General features: G+C 62.2%; 13 protein-coding genes. 11 read left to right on the forward strand and 2 right to left on the reverse strand.

Annotation, left to right across the window (positions count from 1 at the left end; all coding sequences use genetic code 11):
- The first annotated feature begins 326 nt into the window (after nucleotides 1–326).
- From CEY11_RS03170 to fnr, 4 genes are all read left to right on the forward strand, one after another.
- Nucleotides 327–551 (forward strand): AbrB/MazE/SpoVT family DNA-binding domain-containing protein, encoded by a 225-nt coding sequence (locus tag CEY11_RS03170; protein ID WP_088601894.1) that lies wholly within the window; start codon nucleotides 327–329, stop codon nucleotides 549–551.
- A 34-nt stretch (nucleotides 552–585) separates the two neighbouring features.
- Nucleotides 586–924 (forward strand): endoribonuclease MazF, encoded by a 339-nt coding sequence (gene mazF, locus CEY11_RS03175; RefSeq protein WP_088601895.1) that lies wholly within the window; start codon nucleotides 586–588, stop codon nucleotides 922–924.
- Nucleotides 925–1355: 431 nt separating this feature from the next.
- Nucleotides 1356–2246 carry a LysR family transcriptional regulator gene (locus CEY11_RS03180; RefSeq protein WP_088601896.1) on the forward strand — a complete coding sequence of 297 codons (891 nt, stop codon included), beginning with the start codon at nucleotides 1356–1358 and terminating at the stop codon, nucleotides 2244–2246.
- Between the two features lie 99 nt (nucleotides 2247–2345).
- On the forward strand, nucleotides 2346–3074 hold the full coding sequence (gene fnr / locus CEY11_RS03185; RefSeq protein ID WP_088601897.1) for a fumarate/nitrate reduction transcriptional regulator Fnr: 729 nt from the start codon (nucleotides 2346–2348) through the stop codon (nucleotides 3072–3074).
- A gap of 175 nt (nucleotides 3075–3249) precedes the next feature.
- Here fnr and aceA read toward each other — a convergent pair whose 3' ends face one another.
- Nucleotides 3250–4575, reverse strand: coding sequence for an isocitrate lyase (aceA, locus tag CEY11_RS03190; protein WP_088601898.1), 1326 nt, complete (start codon nucleotides 4573–4575; stop codon nucleotides 3250–3252).
- A 280-nt stretch (nucleotides 4576–4855) separates the two neighbouring features.
- Between aceA and queF the strand changes: the two genes are divergently transcribed.
- Nucleotides 4856–5713 (forward strand): NADPH-dependent 7-cyano-7-deazaguanine reductase QueF, encoded by an 858-nt coding sequence (gene queF, locus CEY11_RS03195; protein ID WP_088601899.1) that lies wholly within the window; start codon nucleotides 4856–4858, stop codon nucleotides 5711–5713.
- A 114-nt stretch (nucleotides 5714–5827) separates the two neighbouring features.
- Here the strand turns inward: queF and CEY11_RS03200 are convergent, their stop codons facing one another.
- Complete coding sequence (locus CEY11_RS03200; protein WP_088601900.1) at nucleotides 5828–6703, reverse strand: LysR substrate-binding domain-containing protein; 876 nt, start codon at nucleotides 6701–6703, stop codon at nucleotides 5828–5830.
- Nucleotides 6704–6863: 160 nt separating this feature from the next.
- Here CEY11_RS03200 and CEY11_RS03205 point away from each other — a divergent pair, with 160 nt between their 5' ends.
- The 6 genes from CEY11_RS03205 to phnY all read left to right on the forward strand — a co-directional run bounded on the left by CEY11_RS03205 (nucleotide 6864) and on the right by phnY (nucleotide 14933).
- Nucleotides 6864–7877, forward strand: coding sequence for a putative 2-aminoethylphosphonate ABC transporter substrate-binding protein (locus tag CEY11_RS03205; RefSeq protein WP_198958824.1), 1014 nt, complete (start codon nucleotides 6864–6866; stop codon nucleotides 7875–7877).
- A gap of 93 nt (nucleotides 7878–7970) precedes the next feature.
- Nucleotides 7971–9656, forward strand: a complete 1686-nt coding sequence (locus CEY11_RS03210) for a putative 2-aminoethylphosphonate ABC transporter permease subunit (RefSeq protein ID WP_143322670.1) — start codon at nucleotides 7971–7973, stop codon at nucleotides 9654–9656.
- Between the two features lie 54 nt (nucleotides 9657–9710).
- Nucleotides 9711–10967 carry an NAD(P)/FAD-dependent oxidoreductase gene (locus tag CEY11_RS03215; protein WP_088601903.1) on the forward strand — a complete coding sequence of 419 codons (1257 nt, stop codon included), beginning with the start codon at nucleotides 9711–9713 and terminating at the stop codon, nucleotides 10965–10967.
- A gap of 45 nt (nucleotides 10968–11012) precedes the next feature.
- Nucleotides 11013–12122 (forward strand): putative 2-aminoethylphosphonate ABC transporter ATP-binding protein, encoded by a 1110-nt coding sequence (locus tag CEY11_RS03220; RefSeq protein ID WP_198958825.1) that lies wholly within the window; start codon nucleotides 11013–11015, stop codon nucleotides 12120–12122.
- A gap of 93 nt (nucleotides 12123–12215) precedes the next feature.
- The gene (phnA, locus tag CEY11_RS03225) at nucleotides 12216–13451 is read left to right on the forward strand and encodes a phosphonoacetate hydrolase (RefSeq protein WP_088601905.1); all 1236 of its coding nucleotides are present in this window, start codon (nucleotides 12216–12218) and stop codon (nucleotides 13449–13451) included.
- A 24-nt stretch (nucleotides 13452–13475) separates the two neighbouring features.
- On the forward strand, nucleotides 13476–14933 hold the full coding sequence (phnY, locus tag CEY11_RS03230) for a phosphonoacetaldehyde dehydrogenase (protein WP_088601906.1): 1458 nt from the start codon (nucleotides 13476–13478) through the stop codon (nucleotides 14931–14933).
- The last annotated feature ends 45 nt before the right edge of the window (nucleotides 14934–14978 follow it).

A 14978-nucleotide genomic window follows, 5' to 3' on the forward strand; every position in this document is an offset into this window, starting at 1 on the left:
CATCCAAACCGCCCGCCGCGGCAATGGCCGGCAAGGCGGGCGGCTTGTTCAGAACTGCGCTATTGCTCGAATGTTGACTATGTGCGGCCGGACAGCCGTTTTTCAAGACTGCGCGCCGCAACCCCGCGAGACAAGACAAGCACCCCTTACTTTACTCTCCTGGCCCTTTTTCGCCGCCGCGCCCGGCGAGGCATGCCAGGCGCGAGGTGGAAAAGCCGCGGGCGCAGCGCGGCGCCCTATCTATTTATTGCGCCGTACCTATGCTGCGGTCTACACAGCGTTTAAACTGCGAACAGCGGCCTTTTTTAGACCTTCCGGAGACAACCATGCGCGGAGTAATCAAGAAATGGGGCAACAGCGCGGCGGTGCGCCTGCCATCGTCCATGATGAAAACCCTCAAGCTCGACCTCGAAGACGTCATTGACATCAATGTCGAGCATGGCGCCATCGTCATCGCCCCCGTACGCACCGAAGAATACATACTGAGCCAGCTGCTGGGCGCGATCAAACCCAAGAACGTACACCCGGAAGTCGATTTCGGCGCGGCCTAGGGCCTGCTGGCCCTAGAACAACAGGAAGGCCATCATGAGCAAGCGCTATACCCCCAATGCCGGCGACGTCATCTGGCTGCACTTCGACGTGCCGCGCGGCGCCGGCCTGCCGGATCACAAGCCGGCGGTCGTTCTCAGCCCCTTGTCCTACAACAAGAAAACCGGGCTGATCGTCTGCTGTCCGGTGGTAGCCCAAGCCAAGGGCTATCCCTTCGAGGTCGCCCTGGCCAGCCCCGAAGGCAGCGTGGCTCTGGCCGACCAGGTCAAGAGCCTGAACTGGGCCACCAGCAAAATCAGCCACCAAGGCCGTGTCGATTCGTCCGAGCTGGCCGAGATCCGCGCCAAGCTGCACGCCTTGATCTTCAAAGACTGAAAGCCCCCGGCAGGCGGCGCCGGCGCCACGGCCAACAGGCCGCCGCCCTATTCATCACGCCGCCCCCGGCGGAGCGCCGCGACCTTGGTGGCGGACGCATACCCATGCCGGCGACGGGCCTCGAACGCATGCCATCGAACGCATGCCATCGGTTCGAGCCTATTCCCGCACTTCCCCTGCCTTGCGCTTGCTGCTCCATTCGGCCTATGCGCGGCGCGATCGCGCCGGCCGCAAAACAGATTTCCGGCGCTTGCCGGCGGCCGCGGAAGCCCGCGCCGCGGCGTTTCGGTCGTTTTGAGCCAGAAGAATGTAAATTTCCGCAAATTCAGTGAAAACAACTGAAAATTCATGCAAGAAGGGGATATTTCACATGTGTCCAGCGTCCTACAATCGTTTCAAGACATAAGCGATTTCCTATAAATAATCAGCGCATGGACAAATTCAAGCAGCTCGAGAGCTTCGTTTCCGTCGCCAAGCTGGGCAGTCTATCCGCCGCGGCTCGGGCGGAAGGCATCGCCCCCGCGATGATGGGCAGGCGCCTGGACGCCCTGGAAGCCCGCCTCGGCACCCGGCTGCTGCTGCGTTCGACCCGCCGGCTGCTGCTCACCGACGCCGGCCAAGCCTTGTTGGAGGAAGCCCAGCGCATACTGAGCGATCTGCACGATACCGAGGCGCGCATCACGCAAGGAAGCATCACACCGGCGGGACACCTGCGCATCAGCGCGCCCCGGATCTTCGGTCGCGTCTGCGTGGCTCCGCTGGTGCCGCAATTCACACGCCACCATCCGCAGATCACCGTGGCGCTGGATCTGAGCGACCGCAAGGTGGATGTGACCGCCGAGCGCTATGACTGCGCCATACGGCTGGACAGCCCGGAAAGCACCGCGCCTCAAAGCGTGACCATCGCCGAGAGCCGCCGCATCGTGGTCGCGGCCCCCGCATATCTGCAGGCGCACGGCACGCCGGACGGCCTGGAAGACCTGCAGAAGCACAACTGCCTGTCTGTTGCCGGGCATGGACACGGCACCTCCTGGGTATTCCGCCACAAGGGCCGCGCACGCGAAGTCCAGGTCGGCTCCGACCTGGCCTCCAACGACGAAGCCGTGCTGCTGAACTGGGCGCTGGCCGGCTGCGGATTGCTGCGCTGCCACGACTGGGAGGCCAGGGACGCGCTGGAACAGGGGCGGCTGGTCAGCGTCCTGGACGACTATGCCCCGGCGGCCGAACGCATACACGCCGTCACCCCGGAACAGAAGTACCTGCCGCCACGCCTGCAAACCTTTCTCGATCTGCTGCGGCAGCACTGCGGGCAGGCCCGCTGAACGAACAGCAGACTTGCGCCCGGCGCAGGCGGCCGCAAAGCCGGCCCGGAGCGGGCGATATAATCCCGCATATTCCTCCTCCGGACGCCCCGGCCCCGCATGCACAAGCGCATACCCGTTACATCCGATTCCATCCGCTGTTCCACATGCATGCTGGGCGACCTGTGTCTGCCTCTGGGCATGTCGCAGCGCGACCGCCAGGTGCTGGACGAAATCATCAAGGAACGCATCCGCCTGCCCAAGGGCGGCTCGCTGTTCCAGGCCGGCGACGCGGTTGCGGCCGTCTACGGCATACGCTCGGGTTCCATCAAGACCCAGCTCGAAGACGCGGCAGGCCAGGTGCAGATCACGGGCTTTTTGCTGCCCGGCGAAATCGTCGGCCTGGACGGGCTGCTGCAATTGCGCCAGGCTTCGCACGCGGTGGCGCTGGAAACCACCGAAGTATGCGTCATCCGCCTCGACGAAATGGACGGCCTGGCGCCTCACCTGCCGTCGCTGCAGCAACAGTTCAGGCGCCTGCTCAGCAAAGAAATCAGCCGCTCCCAGCAGATGACCGCGACCTTGGCGCTGTTGCGCTCCGAGCAGCGTGTGGCCGCCTTCCTGCTGAATGTTTCGCAGCGCCTAGCGGCGCTGGGATATTCCGCCGAAGCGTTCGTGCTGCGCATGAGCCGCGCGGATATCGGCAATTACCTGGGCCTGACACTGGAAACCGTCAGCCGCTGGCTGTCGCGCTTTGCGCGCGACGGCCTGATCCAGCTGCGCCAGCGCGAAGTCACGCTGCTGCAGCCGCAGGCGCTGCAGCAACTGGCCGGCACCGCCTGCGACTGAAAACCCACGGCAGTGCGCCGCCCCAGCGGATGCCGCATAAGTCGCGACCCGCGCAACCACTGCGCAACCACCGCGCACAACAAGCGACACCAGCCAAGCACAAGGCCTGCAGCCACCGGCTGCAGGCCTTGTGCCGATTTCCGGCCCCGTGCAGGGCCGGAATCCGTACCTCCGCTCAGGCGACCTTCAGCCCGGGCTCTTTGCTGCTTTCGAACTGGGCTTCCTCGGTCGAGCCGGTCAGGGCCGTGGTCGAAGACTGGCCGCCTTCAATGGTCTGGGTCACGGCGTCGAAGTAGCCCGTGCCCACCTCGCGCTGGTGCTTGACCGCGGTGAAACCCAGGTCGGCCGCGGCGAATTCCTTTTGCTGCAGCTCGACGAAGGCACTCATCTGGCGGCGGGCGTAGCCGTGCGCCAATTCGAACATGCCGTAGTTCAGCGCATGGAAGCCGGCCAGCGTGATGAACTGGAACTTGTAGCCCATGGCGCCCAGCTCGCGCTGGAACTTGGCCACGGTCGCGTCGTCCAGGTTCTTCTTCCAGTTGAACGAGGGCGAGCAGTTGTAGGCCAGCATCTTGCCCGGGAACTGGCGGTGGATCGCCTCGGCGAACTTGCGCGCATATTCCAGATTGGGCGTGGAGGTTTCGCACCACAGCAGATCGGCGTAAGGCGCATAGGCCAGGCCGCGCGAAATCGCCTGGTCGATGCCGGCCTTGGTACGGAAGAAGCCTTCCACCGTGCGCTCGCCGGTGATGAAGGGGTGGTCGTTCTCGTCCACGTCGCTGGTCACCAGGTCGGCAGCATCGGCATCGGTGCGCGCCAGCAGCAGCGTCGGCACATTCGACACGTCGGCCGCCAGGCGCGCCGAAATCAGCTTGGCCACCGCCTCGCGCGTCGGCACCAGCACCTTGCCGCCCATGTGGCCGCACTTCTTCACCGAAGCCAGCTGGTCTTCGAAGTGCACGCCGGCCGCGCCGGCATCGATCATCGCCTTCATGAGTTCGAAGGCATTGAGCACGCCGCCGAAACCGGCCTCGGCATCGGCCACGATGGGCGCCAGGTAATCCACATAGCCCTCGTCGCCCGGATTCTTGCCTTCCATCCACTGGATCTGGTCGCAGCGGGTCAGCGCATTATTGATACGGCGCACCACTTGCGGCACCGAATTGGCCGGATACAGTGATTGGTCGGGATACATCTCGCCCGCGCCGTTGGCATCGCCCGCCACCTGCCAGCCCGACAGATATATGGCCTTCAGTCCTGCCTTCACCTGCTGCATGGCCTGGTTGCCCGTGAGCGCGCCCAGCGTGTTCACGAAAGGCTCGGAATGCAGCAGCGACCACAAGCTCTCGGCGCCGTGGCGCGCCAAGGTGTGCTCGACCACCACCGAGCCGCGCAGGCGCACCACTTCTTCGGCGCCGTAGCCGCGCTTGATGCCCTGCCAGCGGGGGTCTTCCGCCCAGTGCTTTTGCAGATTACGGATTTCGGCTTCACGTGTGCTCATGGTGCTGCTCCTAAAAGAGGAAGGAAAGGTAGAAAAATCAGTGGAAACCCATGGAGAAATTCTACGTTCCTGCTGCATAGCAAACAGCACATATATCTTATATAAGACAAATTATTTTTTATATATAAATCAGTGTATTAAATATTTTATTTCATAATAAGAAATGGTTTTTCCTGCTATGAAAAATGAAATGCTGTCTCGCAACATGCGAGTTTTATATCGCGCAAAAGGCTTCTCATAATATGAAAAAAGCCTTGCGGCAAGCTACAATAGGCGCTCCATGACCGATATCGATACCAAGCTTACGCACGCCCCCTTGGGCCACGAGGTGGCCTACCCACGCAGCTACGACCCCGCGCTGCTGTTTCCCATCGAACGACGGGCCAGCCGCGCCAGCCTGCCACAGCCCCGGCCCGGCTGGCATGGCGCCGACATCTGGAACGCCTACGAAATCTCCTGGCTGGGCCCGCGCGGCAAGCCGCTGGCCGCCGCCGCCAGCTTCGTCTTCCCGCAAGACAGCACGCACCTCATCGAATCCAAGTCGTTCAAGCTGTACCTGAATTCCTACAACGAAAGCCGCCACGAATCTGCCGCGCAGGTGTGCACCCTGATGCAGCGCGATCTGCAGCAGGCCTGCGGCGCGCCGGTCGAGGTGAAGATATATAAACTGGACGGGCCCGATGGCGCGGATCGCAGCGACGGCCCTTGCGCCCCGCCCCGGCCCCTGCAGGGCCTGAACATCGACGGCCTGGACGTGGACATCGCCCGCTACACGCCCGCCCCCCAGCTGCTGCGCCTGGCCGCGGATGCGGCACGGGTCGAGGAAACCCTGGTGTCCGACCTGCTCAAGACCAACTGCCCGGTAACCGGCCAGCCCGACTGGGGCAGCGTGCAGATCCGCTATGCCGGCCCGCGCATCGACCGCGGCGCCCTGCTGGCCTACATCGTGTCGCTGCGCCAGCACAACGAATTCCACGAGCATTGCGTAGAGCGCATGTACTGCGACATCTGGCAGGCCTGCCGGCCCGAGGCCCTGTTCGTGTATGCCCGCTACACCCGCCGCGGCGGCCTGGACATCAATCCCTGGCGCGCCAGCCACCCGGCACAAGTCGCCAACGTGCGCACCGTGCGGCAATAAAAACGATAGTCCCCGGATCGCACGAGCCGAGGCCACAGGCGGTGGAGCGCCCCGCCGGCGGCCTGCCAGGCCGGCCCTGCGTGGCCCCCGGAGCCGCAAGAGCCGCCTGCCGGCCTACAACTTGCAGAACTCCCGGGCCAAGCGGAAAAACTCCATAATGGCACGCGTGTCCTTGCGGTTCTTGCGGCACGCCACATACTCGGTCAAGCGCAATTCCGGATCATTGATGCGCAGCGCGATGGTGCGGTTGTCGTGGCTCGGAAACTCGATCTCGCTCATGAGCGAGATCCCCATGCCGGAGGCCACGGCTTCCCGGATCGCCTCGCGGCTGTCCATTTCCATCGTGTCCCTGGCTACGACCCCGGCCCGCTCCAGGCTCTTGTTCAATAAATGCCGGGTCAGCGAAGCAGGCTCGCGCATGATGAGCCGCTCGTTCGCCAAGTCGGCCACCTCGATGATGCGTTTTCTCGCGAACCGATGCGTTCTCGGAACGAACGCGACCAGCGCATAGTTCATCAAGGGCTCCGCGTAAAGCTGGGCATGCGGCTGTTCCAGAGTGGCCACGAGCGCCACGTCCGTTTCATAGTCGAGCAAATTCTGGGCAACGCTTCTGGCGTTGCCGCTATACAGCGAAATCTTGAAATCGGGATGCAGCAGCTTGAACTTGGCGAGCACCGGCAATACATGCTTGGGGCCGTCCGCGCCGACCTTCAGCCTGCCCGCCTGCAGCTTCTGGCCGCGATTGAGCAGGCTGTCGATTTCTTCTTCGTGGCGAAAGAGCTCCCGGCATTGGGACAGTAACGCCCCGCCCATGTCGGTGGGCACCACGGTGCGGTTGCGCCGCTCGAGCAGCCGGATTCCGTAAATTTCTTCCAGCGCTTTCACGTGGCTGGAAAGCGTGGATTGACTGACGTTCAAAACCTGCGCAGCCCGGGTAAAACTGTGCTCGGATGCAACCACATAGAACGCACGCAAGTACAAGTAGTTCATAGCAGGGCTTTTTTCCTATGTATCGATTTTATCAATATTTTCCATCTAGATTATGTATTAGACAAATAGATATTGCTATGTAAACCTTATGCCGCGCCCAAGTTCGAATGCAAGCGCGGGCCGCCACATAAAACATCAAGAGAGGAGCATCATCATGCAAATACGCTGGCTAAAAGGTTTGTTCATTGCCACTTCGATAGCGGCCGCCGGCACGGCTCTGGCCGCTCCAACCACATTGACGGTCTACACGGCGTTCGAGACCGACGACCTGAACGCCTACAAGCAGGCCTTCGAGGCAAAACACCCGGACATCAAGATCAACTGGGTACGCAACTCGACCGGCATCATCGCGGCCAAGCTGAAAGCCGAAAAGGGCAATCAGCACGCCGATGCGATCTGGGGCCTGAGCGTGACCGACATCATGCAGTTGAGCAAGGACGGCCTGATCGAACCGTACGCACCGGTCGGCGCCGACAAGATCGCCGCGAAATTCAAGGACAAGAACCAACCGCCATCGTGGGTAGGTACGAACGGCTATGTCGCCGCCATCATCTACAACACGGCGGAAGGCAAGAAAAAGCACATCCCGCAGCCGACGACCTGGGAAGACTTGACCAAGCCGGCCTACAAGGGCCAGATCGTCATGCCCAATCCGGCGGCGTCGGGCACCGGCTTTCTGTGCGTCTCGGGGTGGATCCAGGCCTGGGGCGAGGCCAAGGCCTGGGCCTACATGGACAAGCTCAACAAGAACATCAGCCGATATACCCAATCCGGCAGCGCCCCGGCGGTACAGGCCGGGCGCGGCGAAACGGTGGTGGGGATTGCCTTCGGGCTGCGCGGCTCCCGCCTGCTGGAGGAAGGTGCGCCCATCACGATAACGATGCCCAAAGAAGCACTGGGCTGGGATCTGAACGGCATCGCGGTAATCAAAGGCTCGCCGCATCTCGCCGCGGCCAAGAAGCTGGCCGACTGGGCAATATCGGAAGACGCGATGCGCGTCTACGGCAGAAACCGCGTGGTGATCGCCATGCCGCAGTTCGGAGCCAAGCTGAAAGGCCTGCCCGCCGATGAAATCGACCGCCTGCTGAACCAGGATTTCGGATGGGCTGCGGAAAACCGCAACCGCATCATCCAGGAATTCGAAAAGCGCTACGGAACCAAGGCCAAGGGCTGAGGCGCGCGTCGAGTCGTTATCGCAGGCATGTAGCCCGGCTCGCATCCGCTGCAGGCCGGGGTACTTCCGCGCCCCCTTCAACAGGAGCTATCTGTGACCACCCTGGCGAGTCGCTTGGCGCCCCCTTTCAGACGTATCGGCAGCGCCCCGGCCCTGCTCGCGATCCTGGCCGCTTTCCTGATGCTTTTCTCGATGCTGCCCCTGGTAGTCATATTCTGGAAAAGCCTGCAGTCCACTGACGGCGCCTTTGTCGGCCTGAGCAATTACCGCAACTATTTTGCCGATGGCAGCGCCTATCACATCATCACCAATACCCTGACGATCGCGGTCGTCAGCTCTGCACTGACGATTGTCCTGGCCTATTTATTCGCGCTGTGCCTGACGCACACTTGCGTGCGTTTCAAGCCGGTATTCAGGGGCGCAGCGCTGCTGCCGCTGTTGACACCGACATTGCTGTCGGCCATGGCCCTGACCCAGCTATTCGGCACGCAGGGCTATCTGCACGGACTGATGATGGGGCAGTCGATCTATGGCCCGATAGGCATCATCATCAGCATGGTGGTTTCGCGCTTTCCCCACGTCTTTATTCTTATCAGCACCGCCATAGCCCTGTCGGACAGCAGATTGTATGAAGCGGCCAAATCCCTGAAGGCCGGCCCCGTCAAGACGTTCCTGACGATCACGCTGCCGTCCACGAGGTACGGGGTGCTCAGCTCCGCCATTGTCTGCTTCACCTTGTGCGTCACCGACTTCGCCATTCCCAAGGTGATCGGCGGCCAATACGCCATGCTGGCCACGGAAATCTACAAGCAAGTGGTCGGCCAGATGAATTTCCAGATGGGAGCCGTGGTCAGCATCATCATGCTCGCGCCGACACTCATCGCCTTTCTGGTCGATCGCCACGCCAGAAAGCGGCAGCAGGCATCGCTGACGGCAAAATCCATTCCATACACGCCCCGGCCCAACGCCTGGCGCGACGGCCTGGCGCTGGCCTACTGTGTTGTGATCACCGTGGCCATGGCCGCCATGATCGCCATTCCGGCCTATGCGTCGTTCATCAAGTTCTGGCCCTATAACCTGAGCTTCACCCTGCGCAACTACCATTTCGGGCAATTCGACGGCGCCGGCTGGCAAAGCTATTTCAACTCGCTGCGCCTGGCGATCGCCGTGGCCACGGTGGGCACCGTTCTGACGTTCGCGGGTGCGTGGCTGGTCGAAAAATCCACGGCGCCACGCTGGATGCGGGACACCTATCAATCCATGACCTTGCTGCCGCTGGCGGTACCCGGCCTGGTGCTGGGCCTGGCGACACTGCTCTACCTGAGCGAGCCGCGCAACCCATTCGGGTTCCTGTACGGAACCATGTCCATCCTGGTCATCACCACGATCATCCACTACTACACGGTCAGTCACTTTACGGCGACGACCTCTTTGCGCCAGCTGGATCCCGAATTCGAGCTGATCTCGGACAGCATGAAGGCCAGCCGGCTGAAGGTATTGCTGAGCGTCACCTTGCCGCTGTGCATACCAGCCCTGCTGGACATCTGGATATATCTGTTTCTAAGCGCCATGAACACCGTATCGGCGGCCATATTCCTGTACAGCACCGACACCATAGTCGCCTCGGTAGCCGTGGTGAACATGGACGACGCCGGCTCTTATGCGCCCGCCGCGGCAATGGCCACGACCATGGTCGCCACATGCATCGCATTGCGAATACTGCACATCGTGGCCAGCTCCGCCATTTCCAGGAAGACGCAGAAATGGCGCGCGACATGAAACAGAAAGCCGCTGCCGGAACGCGCGCGACAAAACCAATTTTTTGGAGCAGTAATGAGAAACCCCATTGATCAGGCGGAAATAGTCATTGTCGGCGGAGGTCTGCTCGGCACTTCTGCCGCGTACCACCTGACCCGGGCCGGCGTCGCCGACGTGCTTCTGCTGGAACGCAATGAATTGGCCACCGGTGCATCTTCGCGTTCCGCGGGTTTCCTGAACCATACCCGTTCCGATGTCAGCACGATCAAGATGATCGGGCGCACCCGCCGCGCAATCGCCGAATTGGCCCAGGTGCTGGACGAAGACATAGGCTTCCACCAGCAGGGCTGCGTGCGGGCGGCATTCAACGAAGAGCGCGTGAATGAAATGTTCGCGCTGGAATCCGTCATGCGCGGGGCTGGCCTGGACGTGCACGAGATCGATGTGCAAGAAGCCTCCGAGCGGGTGCCCTGGCTTACGCTCGACGCCGCGCACCGCATTATTTTCGTGCCGGAAGACGGCTTCGCCGACGGGGCTTTGCTGACCTCGGCCTATGCGCGGGCAGCCCGCCAGGCCGGGGCAAGAGTGCGCCGCGGCATAGAGGCCACTGCCTTGGTGCAGGAAGACGGCGAAATCACGGGCGTCATGACCCCGCAAGGCTACATCCGCGCACGCTGGGTGGTATGCGCGGCGGGCGCCTGGGAAATGGGGCTGCTTACCAGCGCCGGCTTTGGCTTCCCCGGGGTGGCGACCCGCAGCCATTATTGGATTACGGCACCGGACGGCACAAGCTCGCGGGATCAGCCCAATGTGTACCTGCCCGATTTCCGCGCCTATATGCGCCCCGAAGTCGGCGGCCTGCTGGTCGGACTGCAGGAAACAATGTCCAAAACCTACGACCCCATGACGCTCGAAGCGGATATGGGCCGCATGAACCTGGAGGACGAAGCCGCCGACACCGATCTGCTGATCAATCATGCCACGGCGCTAAAGGCGGTAGCGCCGCTTATCGACCAGTGGGGCTTTGCACACCACATGACGGGTTTGTCCGTATACACACCCGACGGCAAGTTCGTGGTGGGCCGGCCGGCCGGGACACAAGGCCTGATCGTCGCGGGCGGCTGTTGCGGTTCGGGCCTGGCGGGCTCGGGCGGATACGGAGAAATCATCGCCAGCATCGTTACAGGACAGCCCACCGATATCGACACGAGTGTCTATGACCCCAACCGATTCGGTACAGTCGACCCCACCACCCAGGAGTTCCGCCTCCTTTGCGCCGCGGCCCGTGCCAGCAAAAGCCGTGGAAACCTGCCGTCAGGAAAGGCGAGCTAATCGTTACGGAGCCCGACCGTGAACCCAAGTTTTCCCAAAGCTGCCATCGACGCAAGACAAACGCCGGCCCGCGACTATTTGCGCATACAGGGCTTGTGCAAGCGCTATGGCGACTTCCATGCGCTCAGGAACATCAATCTGGAGATCAGCGAAGGAGAGTTCGTTTGCTTTCTCGGGCCATCCGGCTGCGGGAAAACGACCCTGCTGCGTGCCATCGCCGGGCTGGATCCGCAGTCCGAAGGCACGATCTCCCAGGCAGGCCGCGACATTTCGCAGCTGCCCGCGGCACAGCGCGACTACGGCATCGTCTTCCAGTCCTATGCCCTCTTTCCCAATCTCACCATAGCCAAGAACATCGCCTTTGGCCTCGAGGCGATCAGGCAGCCCCGCGATGCAATCAACGCGCGAGTAGCCGAATTGCTGCAGCTGGTAGGCCTGGCGGATCAGGCAGAAAAATACCCGGCACAGCTTTCCGGCGGCCAGCAGCAGCGGGTTGCCCTTGCGCGCGCAATGGCAGCGTCGCCCGGCCTGCTGCTGCTGGACGAACCCTTGTCCGCACTCGACGCCAAAGTTCGTGTACACCTGCGGCACGAAATCAAGGAACTGCAGCGCAGGCTCGGCGTCACGACGATCATGGTCACGCACGACCAGGAAGAGGCGCTGTCGATGGCCGACAAGATCGTGGTCATGAACCACGGCGTCATTGAACAAGTCGGTACGCCGCAAGAGATCTACTGCGAGCCGCAAAGCCTATTCGTCTCCCATTTCATCGGCGAAGCCAATCAGTATCCGGCGGTCGCACGCGACAGCAATACCGTTACGGTCGGTGACTGTGTTTTCCGCTGCCGCCACCATGGCTTGGCGCCCGCTACGCACGCCACAATGGTCATGCGGCCAGACGACATCGTCATCCAGGATCCCGAAGGCGCGCAAGCCGCCGAAGGGCACAGCACCCTGGAGGCCCGGATAGAGTCCACGGAGTTTCTCGGGTCGTTCTGGCGCATCCGGATGTACAGCGAGCTATTGCGCGGTTGGCCTATTGTGGCGGACTGCTCCTTCGATATCCAGCGCCGCTGGAATCTCGTGGAAGGCCGGCAAATAGTCGTGGAACTGCCCGCAGACCGCCTGCTCATCTTCAAAAGAGAAGACGCCTGAATTTCAAGATCGCGCTCTTCCCACCCAGCACGCGTGGGGCCTCTTTGCAGCCCCAAGGCGCCGTCCCAAATCGATTACTCAAAGGAAGTCCTCATGGAAACGCAAAATCGAAGCATCAACGTAAATGGACGCAGCTACCGCTGGATGGATCGCCCTCTCGTCGTGATCTGCGTCGACGGCTGCGAATACGACTACTTGACACAGGCGGCGCGCGCCGGGGCGACACCATTCCTGGCCCAAATCCTGGAAAGCGGCGCAGCGCTCAAGGGCGACTGCGTCGTACCCAGCTTCACCAACCCGAACAACCTGTCGATCGTGACGGGCGTGCCGCCGGCCGTGCACGGCATCAGCGGCAATTACTTCTTCGACCGGGACAGCGGCACCGAAGTGTTGATGAACGACCCGAAGTACTTGCGCGCACCGACCGTGCTGGCCGCCTTCGCCGATGCGGGCGCAAAGGTCGCGGTCGTCACCGCGAAAGACAAGCTGCGCCGCCTGCTCGGCAACAAGCTGGACGGCATCTGCTTTTCGTCCGAAAAGGCCGATGAAGCCACCCAGGCCGAAAACGGCATCACGGACGTGCTGGGGCTGGTCGGCAAGCCGGTGCCGGACGTGTACAGTGCCGACTTGTCGGAATTCGTGTTCGCGGCCGGCGTACGCCTGCTCGAGACCCGCCCGATCGACCTCATGTACCTGTCCACCACCGATTATGTGCAGCACAAGCACGCGCCGGGCAGCGCCGAAGCCAACGCGTTCTACCGGATGATGGACGGCTACTTGCAGCGTATCGCCGAGCTGGGCGCTACCGTCGCGATTACGGCGGATCACGGCATGAACGACAAACACGACGCCCAGGGCAGACCGAACGTGATCTACCTGCAAGACGAGCTGGACGCCTGGCTGGGTGCCGGCGTGGCGCGCGTGATCCTGCCGATTACCGACCCCTATGTGGTGCACCATGGCGCCCTGGGCTCATTTGCCACCATATATCTGTCGCCCTCGGCGGATCAGGCCGGCGTATTGGCCAGGCTGCGCGAGCGCAGCGGCATCGAACTGGCACTCAGCGGTGCGGACGGCTGCGAACGCTTCGAGCTGCCGCAAGATCGGCTCGGCGACGTCATCGTGGTCTCCGGACGCAATGTCGTATTGGGCACCAGCGAATCACGCCACGACCTGTCGGGCCTCGACGCCCCCTTGCGCTCGCACGGCGGCTTGTCCGAACAGGCTGTGCCGCTGCTGTTCAGCCGTCCGGTGACACCGGACGTTTCGCAGCGCAAGCGCCTGCGCAACTTCGACATCCTCGATCTGGCGCTCAACCACCTTCAATAATCCTCTTTCCTGTCAGGAGACAGCATGAATGCCATCGTGGAATCGCGGCCGTCTTTGCCGGTACGCCATGAGGCGCTGCGCATCTGCGGAGAACAGATCCGGCGCGAACAGCTCATCGAAGTCCGCAACCCTTATACCGGCGAACTGGTAGGCACCGTGCCCAAGGCAACGATTGCGGACGTCAAGCGCGCTTTCGCCTACGCTCACGCATACCGCGCCAGGCTCACCCGCTACGAACGCGCGCAGATCCTGCGCCGCGCGGCCGAGATCGTGCGGGAACGCACCGAAGAGATTTCCTTGTTGATCACCGCCGAGGCCGGCCTGTGCAGGAAAGATTCCCTGTACGAAGCGGGGCGCGTCAGCGATGTGCTGGTGTTCGGTGCCAACGAGGCGCTCAAGGACGACGGTCAGGTGTTTTCCTGCGACCTGACGCCCCACGGCAAGCAGCGGCGCGTCTATACGCAGCGGGATCCTCTGCTGGGCGTAATTTCCGCCATCACGCCATTCAACCATCCCATGAATCAGGTTGCGCACAAGGTCGTGCCGTCCATCGCCACGAACAACCGGATCGTCGTCAAGCCGTCGGAAAAAGTGCCGCTGTCCGCCTATCTGCTCGCAGACATTCTGTACGCCGCCGGCCTGCCCCAAGAGATGCTGCAAGTCCTCACCGGCGACCCGGCAGAAATCGGCGACGAACTCATCACCAATGAACAAGTCGACCTGATCACCTTCACCGGCGGGGTATCCATAGGCAAATACATAGCAAGCAAAATGGGCTACCGCCGCGCCGTGCTGGAACTCGGCGGCAACGACCCCATCATCGTGATGGAAGACGCCGACCTCGACGAAGCCAGCACATTGGCCGTGTCGGGCTCGTACAAAAACTCCGGCCAGCGCTGCACGGCGATCAAGCGGATGCTGGTGCACGAGGCCGTAGCCGATCGTTTCGTCGAACTGCTGGTGGAAAAGACCCGCGCGTGGCACTGGGGCGACCCCGCGGATCCCGACACCGACATGGGTACCGTCATCGACGAAGCCGCGGCAAAGTCATTCGAAGCGCAGGTCAACGACGCGGTAAGCCGTGGCGCCAAACTGCTGTATGGCAACATCCGCAAAGGCGCGCTTTATTCGCCGACTGTCCTGGATTACGTGATGCCCGACATGCCTCTGGTCAAGTACGAAACCTTCGGGCCGGTGTCGCCGGTGATCCGGTTCCGCGACATCGACGACGCGATCCGCATTTCGAACTCGACCGATTATGGGCTGTCGTCCTCGGTATGCACGAATCGCATGGACTATGTCACGCGTTTCATCTCCGAACTCGAAGTCGGCAGCGTCAACGTGCGAGAGGTGCCCGGCTACCGGCTCGAACTGACACCGTTCGGCGGCATCAAGGATTCGGGCCTGGGCTATAAAGAAGGCGTACAGGAAGCAATGAAGAGCTTCACCCACGTGAAGACATACTCTTTACCCTGGAGCTGAAGGGCCACCCTCCCAGGGCGATTCCGTGGCGGCCCCGCCGGCGCC

The organism is Candidimonas nitroreducens, assembly GCF_002209565.1.
GTDB classification, from domain to species: domain Bacteria; phylum Pseudomonadota; class Gammaproteobacteria; order Burkholderiales; family Burkholderiaceae_B; genus Candidimonas; species Candidimonas nitroreducens.

What these genes read in the sequence shown, in the direction of transcription:
- CEY11_RS03170 (WP_088601894.1), top strand. Translation starts at nt 327, where the DNA reads ATGCGCGGAGTAATCAAGAAATGGGGCAACAGCGCGGCGGTGCGCCTG.
- mazF (WP_088601895.1), top strand. Translation starts at nt 586, where the DNA reads ATGAGCAAGCGCTATACCCCCAATGCCGGCGACGTCATCTGGCTGCAC.
- CEY11_RS03180 (WP_088601896.1), top strand. Translation starts at nt 1,356, where the DNA reads ATGGACAAATTCAAGCAGCTCGAGAGCTTCGTTTCCGTCGCCAAGCTG.
- fnr (WP_088601897.1), top strand. Translation starts at nt 2,346, where the DNA reads ATGCACAAGCGCATACCCGTTACATCCGATTCCATCCGCTGTTCCACA.
- aceA (WP_088601898.1), bottom strand. Translation starts at nt 4,575, where the DNA reads ATGAGCACACGTGAAGCCGAAATCCGTAATCTGCAAAAGCACTGGGCG.
- queF (WP_088601899.1), top strand. Translation starts at nt 4,856, where the DNA reads ATGACCGATATCGATACCAAGCTTACGCACGCCCCCTTGGGCCACGAG.
- CEY11_RS03200 (WP_088601900.1), bottom strand. Translation starts at nt 6,703, where the DNA reads ATGAACTACTTGTACTTGCGTGCGTTCTATGTGGTTGCATCCGAGCAC.
- CEY11_RS03215 (WP_088601903.1), top strand. Translation starts at nt 9,711, where the DNA reads ATGAGAAACCCCATTGATCAGGCGGAAATAGTCATTGTCGGCGGAGGT.
- phnA (WP_088601905.1), top strand. Translation starts at nt 12,216, where the DNA reads ATGGAAACGCAAAATCGAAGCATCAACGTAAATGGACGCAGCTACCGC.
- phnY (WP_088601906.1), top strand. Translation starts at nt 13,476, where the DNA reads ATGAATGCCATCGTGGAATCGCGGCCGTCTTTGCCGGTACGCCATGAG.